The 16,160-nt window shown below is 39.3% G+C and carries 14 protein-coding genes; 3 read left to right on the plus strand and 11 right to left on the minus strand.

Going from position 1 to position 16,160, the window contains the following annotated elements; all coding sequences use genetic code 11:
- The first annotated feature begins 5 nt into the window (after positions 1 to 5).
- On the plus strand, positions 6 to 209 hold the full coding sequence (locus MKY45_RS16025; RefSeq protein ID WP_042535324.1) for a DUF1657 domain-containing protein: 204 nt from the start codon (positions 6 to 8) through the stop codon (positions 207 to 209).
- 12 nt (positions 210 to 221) lie between these two features.
- Entirely contained in the window at positions 222 to 1,082 is an 861-nt protein-coding gene (locus MKY45_RS16030) for a DUF421 domain-containing protein (RefSeq protein ID WP_042535326.1), read from the plus strand.
- A gap of 155 nt (positions 1,083 to 1,237) precedes the next feature.
- Here the strand turns inward: MKY45_RS16030 and MKY45_RS16035 are convergent, their stop codons facing one another.
- From MKY45_RS16035 to citZ, 8 genes are all read right to left on the minus strand, one after another.
- Positions 1,238 to 2,218 carry a quinone oxidoreductase family protein gene (locus MKY45_RS16035; protein WP_042535328.1) on the minus strand — a complete coding sequence of 327 codons (981 nt, stop codon included), beginning with the start codon at positions 2,216 to 2,218 and terminating at the stop codon, positions 1,238 to 1,240.
- Positions 2,199 to 3,155, minus strand: a complete 957-nt coding sequence (locus MKY45_RS16040; RefSeq protein ID WP_341173108.1) for an ArsA family ATPase — start codon at positions 3,153 to 3,155, stop codon at positions 2,199 to 2,201. Before MKY45_RS16040 ends, MKY45_RS16035 begins: the two co-directional genes overlap by 20 nt.
- A 48-nt stretch (positions 3,156 to 3,203) precedes the next feature.
- Positions 3,204 to 3,464 carry a cory-CC-star protein gene (locus MKY45_RS16045; RefSeq protein ID WP_042535332.1) on the minus strand — a complete coding sequence of 87 codons (261 nt, stop codon included), beginning with the start codon at positions 3,462 to 3,464 and terminating at the stop codon, positions 3,204 to 3,206.
- Between the two features lie 80 nt (positions 3,465 to 3,544).
- Positions 3,545 to 5,278, minus strand: a complete 1,734-nt coding sequence (locus tag MKY45_RS16050) for a carbon starvation CstA family protein (protein WP_193063258.1) — start codon at positions 5,276 to 5,278, stop codon at positions 3,545 to 3,547.
- A gap of 210 nt (positions 5,279 to 5,488) precedes the next feature.
- Complete coding sequence (locus tag MKY45_RS16055) at positions 5,489 to 6,901, minus strand: hypothetical protein (RefSeq protein WP_042535334.1); 1,413 nt, start codon at positions 6,899 to 6,901, stop codon at positions 5,489 to 5,491.
- Positions 6,902 to 7,367: 466 nt separating this feature from the next.
- A complete protein-coding gene (gene mdh, locus MKY45_RS16060) occupies positions 7,368 to 8,306 on the minus strand; it encodes a malate dehydrogenase (RefSeq protein WP_212928482.1) in 939 nt (312 codons plus the stop codon).
- A gap of 152 nt (positions 8,307 to 8,458) precedes the next feature.
- Positions 8,459 to 9,733, minus strand: a complete 1,275-nt coding sequence (gene icd, locus MKY45_RS16065; RefSeq protein ID WP_042535339.1) for an NADP-dependent isocitrate dehydrogenase — start codon at positions 9,731 to 9,733, stop codon at positions 8,459 to 8,461.
- Between the two features lie 54 nt (positions 9,734 to 9,787).
- Positions 9,788 to 10,909 carry a citrate synthase gene (gene citZ / locus MKY45_RS16070; protein ID WP_042535340.1) on the minus strand — a complete coding sequence of 374 codons (1,122 nt, stop codon included), beginning with the start codon at positions 10,907 to 10,909 and terminating at the stop codon, positions 9,788 to 9,790.
- A 493-nt stretch (positions 10,910 to 11,402) separates the two neighbouring features.
- Between citZ and ytvI the strand changes: the two genes are divergently transcribed.
- A complete protein-coding gene (gene ytvI, locus MKY45_RS16075; protein ID WP_341173109.1) occupies positions 11,403 to 12,512 on the plus strand; it encodes a sporulation integral membrane protein YtvI in 1,110 nt (369 codons plus the stop codon).
- Between the two features lie 86 nt (positions 12,513 to 12,598).
- On the opposite strand, the gene MKY45_RS16080 is transcribed toward ytvI, so the two are convergent.
- The 3 genes from MKY45_RS16080 to pfkA form a co-directional block, all read right to left on the minus strand.
- The gene (locus MKY45_RS16080; RefSeq protein WP_042535342.1) at positions 12,599 to 12,994 is read right to left on the minus strand and encodes an FxsA family protein; all 396 of its coding nucleotides are present in this window, start codon (positions 12,992 to 12,994) and stop codon (positions 12,599 to 12,601) included.
- 93 nt (positions 12,995 to 13,087) lie between these two features.
- Entirely contained in the window at positions 13,088 to 14,848 is a 1,761-nt protein-coding gene (gene pyk, locus MKY45_RS16085; RefSeq protein ID WP_193063252.1) for a pyruvate kinase, read from the minus strand.
- Between the two features lie 36 nt (positions 14,849 to 14,884).
- On the minus strand, positions 14,885 to 15,844 hold the full coding sequence (gene pfkA / locus MKY45_RS16090) for a 6-phosphofructokinase (RefSeq protein WP_042535344.1): 960 nt from the start codon (positions 15,842 to 15,844) through the stop codon (positions 14,885 to 14,887).
- Between the last annotated feature and the right edge of the window lie 316 nt (positions 15,845 to 16,160).

A 16,160-nucleotide genomic window follows, 5' to 3' on the forward strand; every position in this document is an offset into this window, starting at 1 on the left:
GTTTTATGACAGTAGGATCACAGGTAAAGACGTGCTACGCTACATTAAAATCCATTGAAGCAGGATTAGATTTATTATACGCCGCTTCCATGGAACAGGATTTAAAAGCCGCAATTGAAGAAGCTTCGCAGCTAATCAAAGAAACACGCCATGATATACATCAGCAGGTTATTCATATCGACAAACAAGAACCGCAATATAAGTCATAAGGAGGGAAAATCATGCCTGAATGGATATCCATTATTATTCGCTCCATTATTTTAATCACCGTCTTATTTTTCTTTGTAAAGTGGCTGGGCGCAAAGCAATTATCACAGCTCAATATATTTGAAACCATTTCGGGAATCGTACTCGGAGGAATTGCCGCCTTCCATACAGTGGATCCGTATAATAGCTTTTATTATGCATTATTAGCGATGTTTGTCTGGTTTATTGCTGCCTTCACCATTGAAAAGTTATCGTTAAAAAGCAAACGGATGCGAGATTTCACGGATGGGAAAAGTACTGTTTTTATACAAAATGGAAAAATTATGGAGGAAAACTTAAAAAAAGAAGGCTATTCTACTGATGATTTATTAGAAAAGCTTCGAAACAATAATCAATTCCTCGTTTCCGATGTTGAATTTGCCGTATTAGAGCCGACTGGGGAATTAAATGTTTTGCCTAAAAAGGAAAACCAGCCCATCACTTTAAAAGACTTAAATATCACTCCAGCACCAGCTAAAGAACCGCAAACGGTTATTGCTGACGGCAATATACTGCTGGAGCCTCTGGCTAATGCTTCCTTAAACCCGACGTGGCTGGAAGCAGAGTTAGAAAAACAAAATGTTACCATAGATAATGTGTTTCTCGGTCAAGTAGACCATCAAGGACAATTATTTCTTGATCTCTATGACGACCATATCACCGTTCCTGAGCCGGCACAATCTGCTCTGTTATTAGCCAGCATGAAAAAATGCCAAGCAGATTTAGAGCTGTTTGCTTTAGCTACTGATAACCCTGCATCCAAGGAAGTATATGACCGGAACCAAAAACGGATGCAAGAAGCGGTCAACCGGATGGAGCCCTATTTAAAATCATAAATATCGTTCTAATGCTTGCTTTTCCTTTGACCAGTGCCAATACAATATAAAGCAGAGAGACTTTTATAGCACATCAGCGCTCGTCAGTCTCTCTGCTTTTATTCTTCATCAATCTGCCGCTTCTTCCTATAGGAATTCTTTTTTAAATATCCGCTTTAAGAAATACGAATAATTACCTTTCCAAACTGTTTTCCTTCATCCAAATAACTAAGTGCTTCTACACTTTGATCCAAGGAAAAAACACGGTCAACAACAGGATGCAATTGGTATTTCTCTGCATGTGCTAACGCAGCCATAAGTTCTTCCCGGCACCCCATTGTAGAACCAATCAATTTGTATTGTCCATAGAAGAAAGCACGTAAATCAAAATCAATAACATCCTCTGTTGTCGCACCGAATGTAACAAATTTACCGCCTTTTTTCAAAATGGCTAAAGAACGTTGAAAGGTTGCTTTGCCGTTACTATCAATTACCATATCAATGGTTTCATTGCTTAATTTCTCTTCCCAATCATCTGCCGTATCTATCACGACATCCGCACCGAGCTCTCGTGCTTTTTCTCTTTTCTGTTCACTTCTTGAAGTTGTAATTACCCGGGCACCGATATTTTTTGCAAATGCAATCAAATAAGTCGCAACACCGCCGCCTGCTCCGGGAATAAATACCGTTTCTTTTTTTTCGAGTTCCCCTTTAGTAAACATTGCCCGATACGCTGTTAATGCAGCTAACGGAAAGGCTGCCGCTTCCTCCCAGCTCATATATGCCGGTTTTGGTTCTACCTGATCTTCAGAAATCACAATTTTTTCAGCAAACGTACCATGGTCTGGCATGCCTAAAATATCAAACTCTTTCGGCGGCGCCTCACTATTTCGTACCCAGCGTAAAGCCGGATTGATAATCACTTCATCGCCAACTTTTACATCGTTGACATTTTTTCCTACCTCTTCAATGATTCCCGCTCCATCTGAGCCAAGAATCAATGCTTCTTCCGTTTCTTTACGACGGTTCGGAATAGCTAAATCTCTCCGGTTAAGCCCTGCTGCTTTCAATTTTACAACAACTTCTGATCCTCCCGGACTTTGGAGCTCCATCTCTTTCATATGCAAGCTTCCATTTTCATGTACTAGTGCTCTCATCCGCTAATACCTCCTTCAAATAAGCTCCCATTTGCTTCAATTGTTTACGGTTTGTGATGTCTTCAGAAAAAAAGGGAATATACAAAATCGTTTGAGTAGAAAAGTCCACGGCGATACGTTCTAAATAGATTTTTTCATTTTGTTTCCGTTTTTCAAAAAAACCGGCGCCGGTCTCCTCTGGCAACACTTTATTGACAATAATGTAAGGAACATCTATCTGAAATTTCTCCAGGAGATGAATTGCTTTTTTGGTTTCCGATATTGGTAATTTCTCCGGATTCAAAACAAATAGAAAGGTTGTTGCCTGCTTATCCAATAGAATTTCTCTTGCCTTGGTAAACCGCTGTTTTCTTTCTTGTAATGTATCGTAAATAGGATCATCTACGGCTTGTCCATCGTTTAGCAATTGCGAATATTGTGTATTCGTTTTTTTCCTTTTATTTAATAGACCTTCAATCCAAATTCCCATTAATTCCGGAAGAGATAACAACCGAATCGTATGACCTGTTGGAGCCGTATCAAATACTAGTTTATCAAACCTGGCCCCTTCTTCCAAAATAATTGATATGAGTTTATCAAATAAGGCAGCTTCATCTGCTCCCGGCGAGGCTTTTGCTGTGTCTAATTGACGGTGTACCTCTTCCATCATCTGAACATGAACAACCCCCTGTATGTTTTCTTTAACCTTTTGAATATACGCGTCTGTTTCTTTTTCAGAATCAATTTCCAGCGCATATAGATTTTTTTCAATATAGGTGATATTTCCACCGATCTGCCGCTGAAAAATATCGCTTATATTGTGAGCTGGATCCGTTGAAATGAGTAAGGTACGATAGCCTTTTTCTGCATATCCCGTTGCCAAAGCAGCAGCCGAGCTGGATTTCCCGACGCCGCCTTTGCCTCCTACAAAAATAATCCGGTTATTATCTCCAAGCATCCTTTCTCTCCTCCTTCCAATGTATGGCCAGCATGCCCATCCAATTTTTTAACAGCAGCGAATCCCGTTAAGTGGTGATTTATCCATCCCCATTCGTAAATGCCAATCATGGAAGGATTCAATGATATACGGGTATAATTCCAACGTATAATAATAAACCGGGTTCGGTATTCCTACCATTTCAGAATATAGAAGCAGCAAGAAAAAATCATCTTCGTTTCTTAATTCTCTGGCTACTTCTGTTTTATGCGGCAAGCTTATTACTTCCTCATAATAGTGGATCAACTGTTTTAACCTGTCTGTGAACATTTTCCCGCCCTCCCGGCTATAATTTATTTATATCGAACCTCCATACATATCTTTTGAAGAAGATATGTATGGAAGCAAAATCAATCTTTATTTAACGGATCTTCTACTTTTTTCATCAGTTCTGAAAAGGAGGTCAGAGCTATCCAAATCGCAAATACAAAGATAATAGAGCCCAGAACAAACAATAGCATATTGGAACCTGTTCCCATCCACGACCATTCAAAGGCCACCTGCTGGAACATCGCAAACAAAGTCATAAAGATCAGGAATATCATCGGGATGAGCGCAACCATATAATTACTTCCTTTTCGTTTTAGCCAAATAGCAATTAAGAATAAACTAATGGCAGCCAGTAATTGATTGGCAGTGCCAAATAGTGGCCAGATGAGGTAGCCGCCTGACCCGAAACCATTTGGACCTTCAGGAATTAACACAAGTGCCGCACTGGAAAGCACAGCAACCGTTGTCGCTACATGTGTTTTCGTTAATGGCTGGATTTTATATTCAATCCCTAATTCTGCAATAATGTACCGCATCAAGCGTACCGAGGTATCTAATGTCGTCGCAGCAAAGCTGACAACGATAATCGATACGATTGTCGTTGCTATATCTGTTGGAATTCCCAGCCCCTGCGCTAATGTTGCCGCTCCTTCGATAAACGTTCCAAGACCAATGGCATTCGCTTCATTAAAAGAAGTATAGGCTTGTGAAAACGCATCGGTATTTGCAAAGAATGTCCCTACCGCAATGATGGAAACCAGGGCCAGAATGCCTTCTCCTACTGCTCCAAAGTAACCTACAAAACGCGCATCGGTTTCTTTATCCAGCTGTTTAGAAGATGTCCCTGAGGATACTAGTCCATGAAAGCCGGAAATCGCACCGCAGGCAATTGTGATAAATAGCAGCGGCAGAAAGCTTCTATCCGGACTTTCATTTACTACAGGAGCTGTCATACTTGGAGACGTGAAAAGCAATCCCAAGTAAAGAATAGCCAGTCCGACAACTAATTGATGCGAATTAATAAAATCTCTCGGTTGCAGCAATTTCCATACCGGGAGTGTAGACGCAATATATACATATACCATCAAAATAACAATCCATATCAGGAACGCCGTTGAAACAGTACCCAGTCCGAACAAACCAGTGCCATTCTCTCCTCCCATATACCTGACTAAATCAATTTGAAGGAAGCCGACCCTGCTTGCCATAATAGCCGCTGCATACATGATAACTAATGCAATAACAGAGGGAAGAAGCATTTTTATATTCCGTTTATATGCTGCATAACCAATCCAAATAGCTAACGGAATTTGTATAAAAACAGGAAATACACTTGCAGGATAACTAATAAATAAATTGGAAATAACCCATGCAAACACCGCATTTACCATCAATACGAGAATAAGAATAATGAATAAAAATAATAGCTTTGCCCTTCTCCCGACCAAGCGATCTGCAATTGTTCCAATAGAATACCCTTTATTTCGGACAGATAATGCCAATGTGCCAAAATCATGGACACCAGCTGCAAAAATGGTTCCTAAAACAACCCACAAAAAAGCCGGAAGCCAGCCCCAATAAATAGCAATTGCCGGTCCCAAGATAGGAGCAGCACCTGCTACAGATGTAAAATGATGCCCCCACAAAACAAATTTATTGGTTGGGACATAGTCCACACCATCCTTGAAACGGTGTGCCGGAGTAACATAATTCGGGTCTAATCGAAATATTTTCTCTGCAACAAACTTGGAATAATACCGATAGCCTAAAATAAATACAACAATCCCTATGAAAGCTATTAAAATTGCATTCATGTAAAACTTCCCCTCCTTTTATTTTTTGTAAGCGCTTAAATTATTTTTTATTAAAAACCTCCTTTATGGATTTTTTAACAGTTTAACATATTCAAACATATATTCACATTATATTTAAAAAATTTCAAATAATACCATTGGAAAACAGCTAAAAAATTGTATGAGCCAGAATGAACAACCCTAACCCATACAATTATATTTTCTCTTCCATTAAAATATGATTAACGCAGCAAGCGTCGCTATAAATAGTCCCAGTATGACCGGAAAAAAGTTTTTCCTGACTAGTTCCATTGCTGAAACACCACAAAATCCTGCAACAGCAATTAGGGAGGACCATGCAATTAATGCTCCTCCGCCAGTCCAAATTGCTCCAAGCTGGCCTATTGCTGCTAATGTACTTGCATCGATGGAAGCAGATTCTAAGGATGCAGCTAATGCTCCCGTTAATGGCAAGCCGGAAAAGCCAGATCCGTCCAGTCCTGTGATAATCCCTACAATTAATAAGCTAAAAGCAACAAACACCGTGCTTTCCGGAAGAAAGGCCTGGATGGATGAAATGATATCGAATAAAAAGGATGGCGCTTCTTCTACAAGTAATATTTCCCGTGAAAATTCCGCATTTCCTAAGAAGAAAAATCCTGCAATCGGGATAACTGGTCCCATTGCCTTAAAGGCAAATACAAATCCATTGGTGATATGATTCCCCACATAATCTAACGCATTTTGCTTTCCAAATACAGCCGTAGCCAATAATAATAGAATCACTGCCACTCCGCCAACGAAGGCAGCTCCTTCTCCACCGACCAAATCACTGGATCCAAAAAATTTACTGTACAGCATATATCCGACGACGGATAATAAAACAATTGGCACCAGCCAGGCAAACGCGCGACTCCACTTGTTCAAATGCTTCGAAGCTGCCTTATGGCCGGAGGAATCATAATCTTGAATTTGTTCTGCTTCTGTCTGATTTCTAGGGTCTACTTTTGAACGAATCGAATTTCTGTAAAATAAATAAGCTAATACAGAAGCAATCACACCGGTAATAATAGATAAAACCAGTGCCCGATCAGCAACTGCTGAAGTTTCTACACCCGCTGCAGCTGCAGAAAGAGCTGGTGCAACCTGAACAATATAGTCAGAGGATAAAGCCATCCCCTGGCCTGCTATTGTAATCGCAACTGCCGCTGTAATCGCCGGCAGCCCAGAACGTATCGCTGCAGGGACAAGTAAAGCACAAATAAGCGGGACAGCTGGTGTCGGCCAGAAAAATAAAGAAACCACATACGTCACAGCGATTAAAACAAAATAAGATAAATGTCCATTGACCATGACCTTCTGAATTGGCTGAATCATCAGTACATCCGCTTTCAAATCTTTTAAGGCATTTAATAGCGCAAGCATAAAAGTAATAATCAAAAAGATACTAAAAAGCTCACGTGCTGCGACTAAATTAGCGTTAAAAATAGCCATAAATCCGCTGACTATACTTCCTTTATAAAAGCAGGCAATAACAAATGTTCCTAGTAGGCTTGGAAGAACAATGCCTCTCCGGAAAATCATTGTTATTAAAATAAGCAAAGTAAAAAATCCATACAATAAATGCGGGATAGTTAAACTCATTTCATTCAGATCCTCTCCTTCATTATGTATAGTAGCCTATGCAATAATGAAGGCAGCGGGTACAAAATAATAACCAATCGAAAATGTATTTTTACTCATAATAAAAACCAAGATGATCACTTTGTCTCTAAAACTTGGTGTTCTTGCTAGAGCGGCTGTTTTCAGCTATTTTTTAAAACATTCTTATTCATTAACTCAACTTTCGCACCTAAGAATAAGCAAATTTATCTTGCTATTCCAAGATGAACATGTTCTCCATTAGCATGCTTGCTGGTTACATATCCGGCCTTTTTGGAATTGGTGATGGTGCTTTACACTTCACCTTCTATTCTTTGTCAAGGGTATTTTCGAAGGAACGATCAACTCCTATTTCTATGGAAATGAAGCTACTTTTTAATGTGCAAAAGTTGAGTCATTAATAAAAGCGCAATGGTCTATTTTTAAACCATTGCGCTTTTATTAAAATTCATTCCAGAATGTCAATTACTTTCTTTACAGATTCTGCAGATTTATCTAATTGCTGCTTCTCTTCCTCTGTTAAATCCAGCTCAATCACTTCTTCAATCCCTTTGCCGCCAAGAACAGTCGGTACACCTAAGTAAATACCATCATAGCCGTATTCCCCTTCTAAATAAGCAATGGATGGTAATATCCGGCGCTGATCCTTTAGTATTGCTTCTGCCATTACGGTTAAAGAAGCAGCCGGCGCATAGTAAGCACTTCCATTTCCTAACAGATTTACAATTTCACCGCCGCCAGTCCGGGTTCTTTGTACAATCTCTTGTAACCGTTCTTTCGAAATCAGCTTTTCAAGCGGGATGCCGCCTGCGTAAGAATAACGGATAAGCGGGACCATGTCATCACCGTGTCCGCCTAAAACAAAACCGGTAATATCTTTCACGGAAATATTCAATTCTTCCGCTACAAAGGCTCTAAAACGGGCTGTGTCCAACACCCCGGATTGTCCGATAACACGTTCTTTTGGAAGCCCGGAAGCTTTATACACACTGTAAGTCATCGCATCTACCGGATTGGTCAGCACAATAATCGTTGCATCGGCTGAATACCTAACAATTTCCTTTGTAATCGTATTCATTATTTTGGCATTTGTATTGACCAGATCATCTCTGGACATTCCCGGTTTCCGTGCAATTCCTGCAGTGATGATAACTAAGTCAGAATCCTTTGTTTCCGCATAATCAGACGTGCCCGTCACTTTCGCATCAAAACCTTGAACCGGTGCTGCTTCTGCCATATCCAGCGCTTTTCCCTTTGTCGGATTCTCCATATCAGGAATATCAACAAGAACAACATCCCCTAATTCCTTTTGTGCAACCATTAATGCCGTGGTCGCTCCTGTAAAGCCAGAACCGATAACGGAAATTTTTTTTCGTGCAGAACTCATTTTACATACCTCCCCTAGTCGTTTTTAAATAACATACATTTAAAGAAAATGCTTGCAGCACCGATACCTCTCGTCACCACAAACATTTTCTTTTGTTTAGGTCAGGTCAGTTATACTGACCTTCCTATATTTACACTTTTTTATTTTGGTGCTTATGCTTCCATGTTCTTGATCAGTTCATCAGCAAACTCAGAGCATTTCACTTCAGTTGCGCCATCCATTAAACGTGCAAAGTCATAAGTTACAACTTTAGAACCAATTGTTTTATCCATTGATTTTGTAATCAAATCAGCTGCTTCTCTCCACTCTAAATGCTCAAGCATTAATACAGCAGATAAAATAACAGAAGATGGATTTACTTTATCTAGTCCTGCGTATTTTGGTGCAGTACCATGCGTTGCTTCAAAAATAGCATGTCCAGTATCATAGTTGATGTTTGCTCCTGGTGCAATCCCGATACCGCCTACCTGTGCAGCAAGTGCATCAGAAATGTAGTCACCGTTTAAGTTCATTGTTGCAACAACATCAAACTCTTTTGGACGAGTAAGGATTTGTTGTAAGAAGATATCTGCAATCGAATCTTTTACTAGAAGTTTACCGGCAGCTAATGCATCTTCTTCTGCTTTATTTGCTGCTTCTTTGCCTTCTGCTTCTACAATGCGGTCATATTCAGCCCAAGTGAACACTTTATCACCGAATTCCTGTTCAGCAACTTCATAACCCCAGTTTTTGAAAGCTCCTTCAGTAAATTTCATAATGTTACCTTTATGTACTAAAGTAACATTTTTGCGTCCTTCGGTTAATGCATAGTTAATTGCCGCACGGACAATACGTTTTGTTCCTTCTTCCGATACTGGTTTCACACCGATACCTGAAGTTTCAGGGAAACGTACATTTTTTACGTCCATTTCATTTTTCAGGAAGTCAAGCACTTTCTTCACATCGTCAGTGCCTTCCTGCCACTCAATACCAGCATAAATATCTTCTGTATTTTCACGGAAAATAACCATGTCTACATCTTCCGGACGTTTTACTGGAGATGGAACGCCTTCAAAATAACGTACTGGACGCAGGCAGGTAAATAAATCTAATTCCTGACGCAAAGCAACGTTAAGGGAGCGAATCCCGCCGCCGATTGGTGTAGTTAAAGGTCCTTTGATTGCAATTTTATATTCATTGATTTTATCTAACGTATCCTGCGGCAGCCATTCACCTGTTTTATCAAATGCTTTTTGGCCGGCATATACTTCTAACCAATCAATTCCTTTTTCTCCATTATAAGCTTTTTCAACAGACGCTTCGATTACTCGGCGAGCAGCAGCCCAAATGTCTGGACCAGTTCCGTCCCCTTCAATAAATGGAATAATTGGTTTGTTTGGTACGTTCATTTCGCCATTTTCTACTACAATTTTTTCACCTTGTGTCATAGATAAAACCTCCTATTAATGATTCCTAATCTATTCTACTACATTTTAACGATATTATCCTCTTTGTTCAATAGATACATATTCTTGTAAATCCGGTCCATTATATTCGGCACGCGGACGAATTAACCGATTGTCTGCATATTGTTCTAAAATATGCGCTATCCAGCCGGAAGTTCTGCTTACTGCGAAAATTGGTGTGAATAAATCCTCTTCAATTCCCAGGCTGTGATAAACCGATGCACTGTAAAAATCGACATTTGCAGGAAGTCCTTTATGCTCTTTCACATAATCTTCAATAGCAATGGACATATTATACCATTTTTCCTGTCCTGTCAGTTTGGTAAGCTGTTTGGACATGTCTCTCAAGAATTTAGCTCTCGGGTCTCCATCACGATACACACGGTGGCCCATGCCCATAATTTTTTCTTTGTTTTCCAGCTTCTCTTTAATATAAGGGATAGCATTTTCTTCTTCGCCGATTTCCAGAAGCATCTTCATTACATTTTCATTTGCACCGCCATGCAATGGTCCTTTTAGCGCTCCAATCGCTGCTACAAGTCCAGAGTAAATATCTGAAAGGGTTGCTACACAAACCCGTGCTGTAAACGTAGATGCATTTAATTCATGATCAGCATGGAGCACGAGTGCTTTATTGATTGCTTCTACTTCAATATCTTCCGGCTCTTTTCCGTTCAGCATATATAAGAAATTGGCAGAATAACTTAAGTTTTCTTTTGGCTGAACAGGGTCTTTTCCGTCACGAATCCTTGCAAATGCAGCTACAACAGCAGCAATTTTTGCCTGGATACGAACAGCTTTTCTTTTATTTGCTTCTTCGTCCATGACATCAGCCTCTTCATCGTAAATCCCCAATAATGAAACCGCTGTCCGAAGAGCTGCCATTGGATGCACACTGTTCAAATCATAGGAACGCAAATGATTGACAATAGCATCTGAAATATTCATATTCTTTGCTAAATCAGCCTTTAACGCATTTAATTCTGATTGAGTCGGCAGCTTTTGATTCCAAAGTAAATAAATAATTTCTTCGAAGCTGGAATTTTCAGCTAAATCATCAATTTTATAACCCACATAGGATAATTGATCATCTATGATCGAACTAATTGCTGATTGTGTTGCGACAATATTTTCTAATCCTTTTTTTGATGTTGACATATTACCTCTCCCTTTCCAGTTAATCAAAGTATTAGATATTCATTTCAAATAAAATAATACAAGGGTGACAAACTTTTTTGATTGTTTAAATCTATGTAGGAATAAAATTGAGCAATTACTATACATTCACTTCGTATCATTCAGGTGATGGAACGTGCGCTTCGCGGACAATGTAAACGTGGAACCAGAGTCTTTTGACCATTACGTATCAATGAATTTATTATTCTACTTTTAAACAAACATAGAAATACTTTACCTTTCCATTTGTACCCTTCAGTTTGATTATAGCAATATTTATTATCTGCCCATCTTTCATTATAAATGATAAAAAGCAGAATGTGAATTGAAACCGTTTAAATTATGTTAAATAACTGTTAGATTCCTCCATTTCCTGCTGGCGTTTTACTACTTACCCATGATGCAAAGACCTTATTACTTCTACTTTGCCGCTTCCAATCATAGATTAAATTAGGTCTTTTTTTCTGGAGGAAATATGATGCAATCAAAAATCCTTGGACAACTTATCCGTTCTTTTATTGTTATCAGCACTTTATGCAGCAGTCTTTTCCTATTCTATATATTATTTCCTTATATCTATCCTATTCTGATAGCATTCCTGCTTTCTTTACTCTTCCAGCCGCTGATCAGATGGTTTGTAAACACACTTAAAATGCCGAGGCTGCTTGCTCTAATCAGCACATTCAGTCTTTTTCTCAGTTTATTTACGATTGCTCTATACTTTTTAATAAGCGAAGTTTATCAAGGTATCAGCTATTTATCGGACAGGCTTCCTGCTTATTTCCGTCATATAATGGAACAGTTTCAGCAGTTATTAGATATGCACATCCTGCCATTATACGATAAATTGCTTTCTCTGCTGACGACACTGCATGTCGATTATCGTTTGGAAGTCTATGAATATATTCATTCCTTTACAGATTCGATGACGTCTGCTTTTACTCATTTCTTTCAAATACTGATGCAGCAGACAGCAAATTTTTTAATTATACTGCCAAATTCTTTTACTGTTCTTATTTTTATTGTACTGGCTACTTTTATGATCAGCTACGACTTCCAAAATATTCAAATCCGCATCCATGACATGATGCCTTCTAATTGGTACACGCTTTATCAAAAAATAGTCTCTCATTTAAAAGAAGCTGTGATTGGTTACTTTAAAGCACAGGTAATACTGGTTTGTATTTCTGCGGTTATTTTGTGGACTGGTCTGCTCATCCTTCGGGTGGAGCATGCAATTACCATTGTATTGTTTGCTGCAATCGCAGACTTTATTCCTTATTTAGGAATCGGCATTATTATAATACCTTGGATTCTGTTTAGCTTTTTAACCTTTAATTATTCCTTAACGATTGGTTTATCTGTGCTGTACGGCCTGATTATTATTATCAGACAGTTTATAGAGCCTAAAATCATGGCAACTTCCATTGGCATCTCGCCTTTAATGATGCTGATCGGGATGTTTTTAGGCGTCCAATGGTTTGGTGTTCTGGGATTAATCTTTGCCCCGGTCAGTTTAGTTGTGATGCTCGCCATCAAAAAATCTGGGGTGTTTCAGCAATTATTCCTTTATATTAAAGGGTGATTCCTGCTAAGCTGTGTTCAAAAAGGGGCTGAATTAGAAGCAAACAGAGAAAAGCGCTTATCGTTTGGACCCCTTTTGAACTCTCTCTACCAGCGACGATAAATAATTGTATTTCTCCCCATTAACTGCATAGCGATTTTCTTAAGCTGATTTTTAAATTGATTTCTTGTCCAGGGTATTAATAATAATAATCCTGCAATATCTAAAACAAAGCCCGGAATAATCAAAAGGAATGCTCCAAGCATGGTTGCCAGACCATCAAGAAGTTCTTCTGTCGGAGGGGCCCCTCTTTGTAATTGCAGCTGCGCACGTCTGAATACTTCCATTCCCTGATATCTGGCCAGAAAAATCCCTAATATAGCTGTTGTAATAATTAATCCGACTACCCATAGCACACCTATAAGCTGGCTTAGCCATAGAAATACTCCAATTTCGATTGCCGGTATAATAATAAATGCCAGAAGAAGGTATTTATTTCTCATTGTTAACATCCTTTCTATCGTGCAGCTATACTTTTGGAATGTATAAACAGAACCTCCGATTGTATTCGGAGGTTCTGTTTGCTTGCTTACCTATTATAATACACCTGCGTGACCTGCGTAAACTTGTCCGCGGCTGCTGTCTACTGTAATGTCCTGACCGTCTTCCAATAAATCAAAGACATTCTCTACACCTACAATAACAGGGATTCCAAGGCTGACACCAACTACAGCAGCATGCGAAGTCAAACCGCCTTCTTCTGTAATAACGGCAGCAGCTTTTTCAATTGCCGGCATCATTTCTTTTTCCGTAGCATGTGTTACAAGGATATCTCCCTCATTCATACGGGTCAATGCTTCTTCATTGTTTTTAGCAAAGACAACATGTCCGTATGCTTTACTTCTTCCGATACCTTGTCCTTTTGCAACTACATCTCCAATGACATGAACTTTCATCAGATTTGTTGTACCTTTTTCTCCAGCCGGTACCCCTGCAACAACAAGGACAGTTTCTCCTCGTTTGCATACGCCCGCTTCAAGCCCCTGTTTGACAGACACTTCCAGCATTTCATCTGTAGATTTTGTCGGAGTTCCCATTACTGCATGAACACCCCACACAAGAGAAAGCTGACGATTTACGACTTCATCCACGGTTACAGCAATAATCGTTGCTTTCGGACGATATTTGGAAACCATGCGGGCTGTCGATCCGCTTTCTGTCGGTGTAATGATTGTACCAATACCTAAGTTATATGCCGTATGTGAAACAGATTGCGTAATCGCTTCTCTGATTTCCATATCTACATTTTTAGAACGTTCTTCTAAAATTACTTTATGATTTAATGCAGATTCTGCTTTTAATGCAATATTACTCATGGTTTGAACAGATTCCACCGGATAATTACCAGCTGCTGTTTCACCAGAAAGCATGATAGCGTCTGTACCATCAAAAATAGCATTTGCAACGTCAGAAGCCTCTGCACGGGTCGGACGAGGATTACGCTGCATGGAATCTAACATTTGTGTCGCTGTAATAACTGGTTTTCCAGCTGTATTACATTGCGTAATAAGCTTTTTCTGAACTAGAGGTACATCTTCTGCAGGTATTTCGACACCTAAGTCTCCACGGGCAACCATTAAACCGTCACTTACTTCCAGAATGCTGTTAATATTGTCTACGCCTTCCTGGTTTTCAATTTTAGGGATAATTTTAATATGCTCTGCCTGATACTGCTCCAGTACTTCTTTGATTTCCAATACATCTGAAGGACGGCGTACAAAGGATGCTGCAATAAAGTCTACACCTTGCTCCACTCCAAAAATGATATCATTGGTATCCTTTTCTGTAATTCCTGGAAGATTAACAGATACGTTCGGAACGTTAACTCCTTTTTTGTTTTTGATTTCCCCAGAGTTCAACGCTACCGTTACAATTTCTCCGCTTTCTTGCTTGATTTCTTTTACTTCTAATTCAATCAAACCATCATCCAGAAGGATTTTAGATCCTGGATGAACATCATTGATCAATCCACCATACGTAATGGAGAATCGCTCAGCAGTACCTTCTACATCATTCATGGAAACAATTACTTCATTCCCTTGAACAATATCTGCTCTTCCTTCTTTAAAATTACCTGTGCGAATTTCAGGACCTTTTGTATCCAGAAGAATCGCTACCGTTTTATTTTTTCGGGCAGCTGCTTCACGAATATTTTTGATTCGCGCACCATGCTCGTCAAAGTCTCCATGGGAGAAGTTTAATCTGGCTACATTCATTCCTGCATCGATTAACTGCTCCAATTTTTCAACCGATTCTGATGCCGGCCCTATCGTACAAACAATTTTTGTATTTCTCATTATTATTTCCTCCTTCAATTCAATACCAATCTTTCATTAAATAGACAATTCTTTAGATAACTGGAACATTTCATTATCAATATGATGCTTCAATTTTAAAATGTCATCAATATCATTATCGACAATTTTGTTGTTTTGAATCCCGACCATACGACCGCCTTTATTATTTAAGAGCAATTCTACAGCTGCAGCACCCAGACGGCTTGCTAATACCCTGTCTTGGCCAGTTGGAGAACCACCTCTTTGAATATGTCCTAATACAGTTACCCTTGTTTCCAAGTCAGTAGCCTCTTCAATTTGTTTCCCTACGTCAAACCCATTGCCGACGCCTTCTGCGAGCAGGATAATACTGTGCTTTTTCCCACGTTTATGTCCGCGGTTTAACCGGTCAACGATTTGAGAGAATTCATCGTTTTGTTCGGGGATGAGGATACTTTCAGCTCCAACGGATAAGCCAGCCCATAATGCTAAATCTCCTGCATTGCGGCCCATTACTTCTATGACGTATGTACGCTCATGGGAAGTAGCCGTATCACGAACCTTATCCACAGCGTCTATAATCGTATTAAGAGATGTATCAAAACCAATTGTGAAATCCGTTCCTGCAATATCATTATCAATCGTCCCCGGCACACCGATACAAGGAATTCCCTTTGCCGTCAGTTTTTGTGCTCCTTTAAAACTGCCGTCACCGCCAATTACGATTAGCCCTTCAATTCCGGCTTCCTTCAGTTGTTCGACTGCTTTTTGCTGACCTTCATCAGTTTTAAATTCTTCACTTCTAGCTGAAAATAAAATCGTCCCGCCGCGATGAATAATATCACCTACAGAACCAAGATGCATTTTTTCAAAATTACCATCCATTAATCCCTGATAACCATTTTTGACTCCAAACACTTCCATGTCATGATAGATTGCTTTTCTTACAACTGCTCTGATTGCAGCATTCATGCCGGGGGCATCTCCACCACTAGTCAAAACACCAATTTTTTTCATTTATTTTCCCACCTTATAGTTAAAATATTGCAATGTCCAACTTATTTTAAATATATCCAAGTGCTGACTTCTAACATACAGCCCGTTTCTCAAACAACAAGCCAACCCCGCTCTGTTGTACTAGTTTGTCCAATTCCCTCTATTACATTTTTAAAACACCTGAACATATCCCTACATAAATAAAAGATAAAGAAAATCATCTGAGACTGCAATGATAAACCAAAATCATTAAAGGCTTGGTTTCTTATCTTTCGTCCACTACATTCTCTATTTTACATGATTCTTTCATTATAATCCAAACTAAAATAAAGGCTGA

Source organism: Oceanobacillus sp. FSL K6-0251 (assembly GCF_038004725.1).
Lineage (GTDB): Bacteria > Bacillota > Bacilli > Bacillales > Amphibacillaceae > Oceanobacillus > Oceanobacillus oncorhynchi.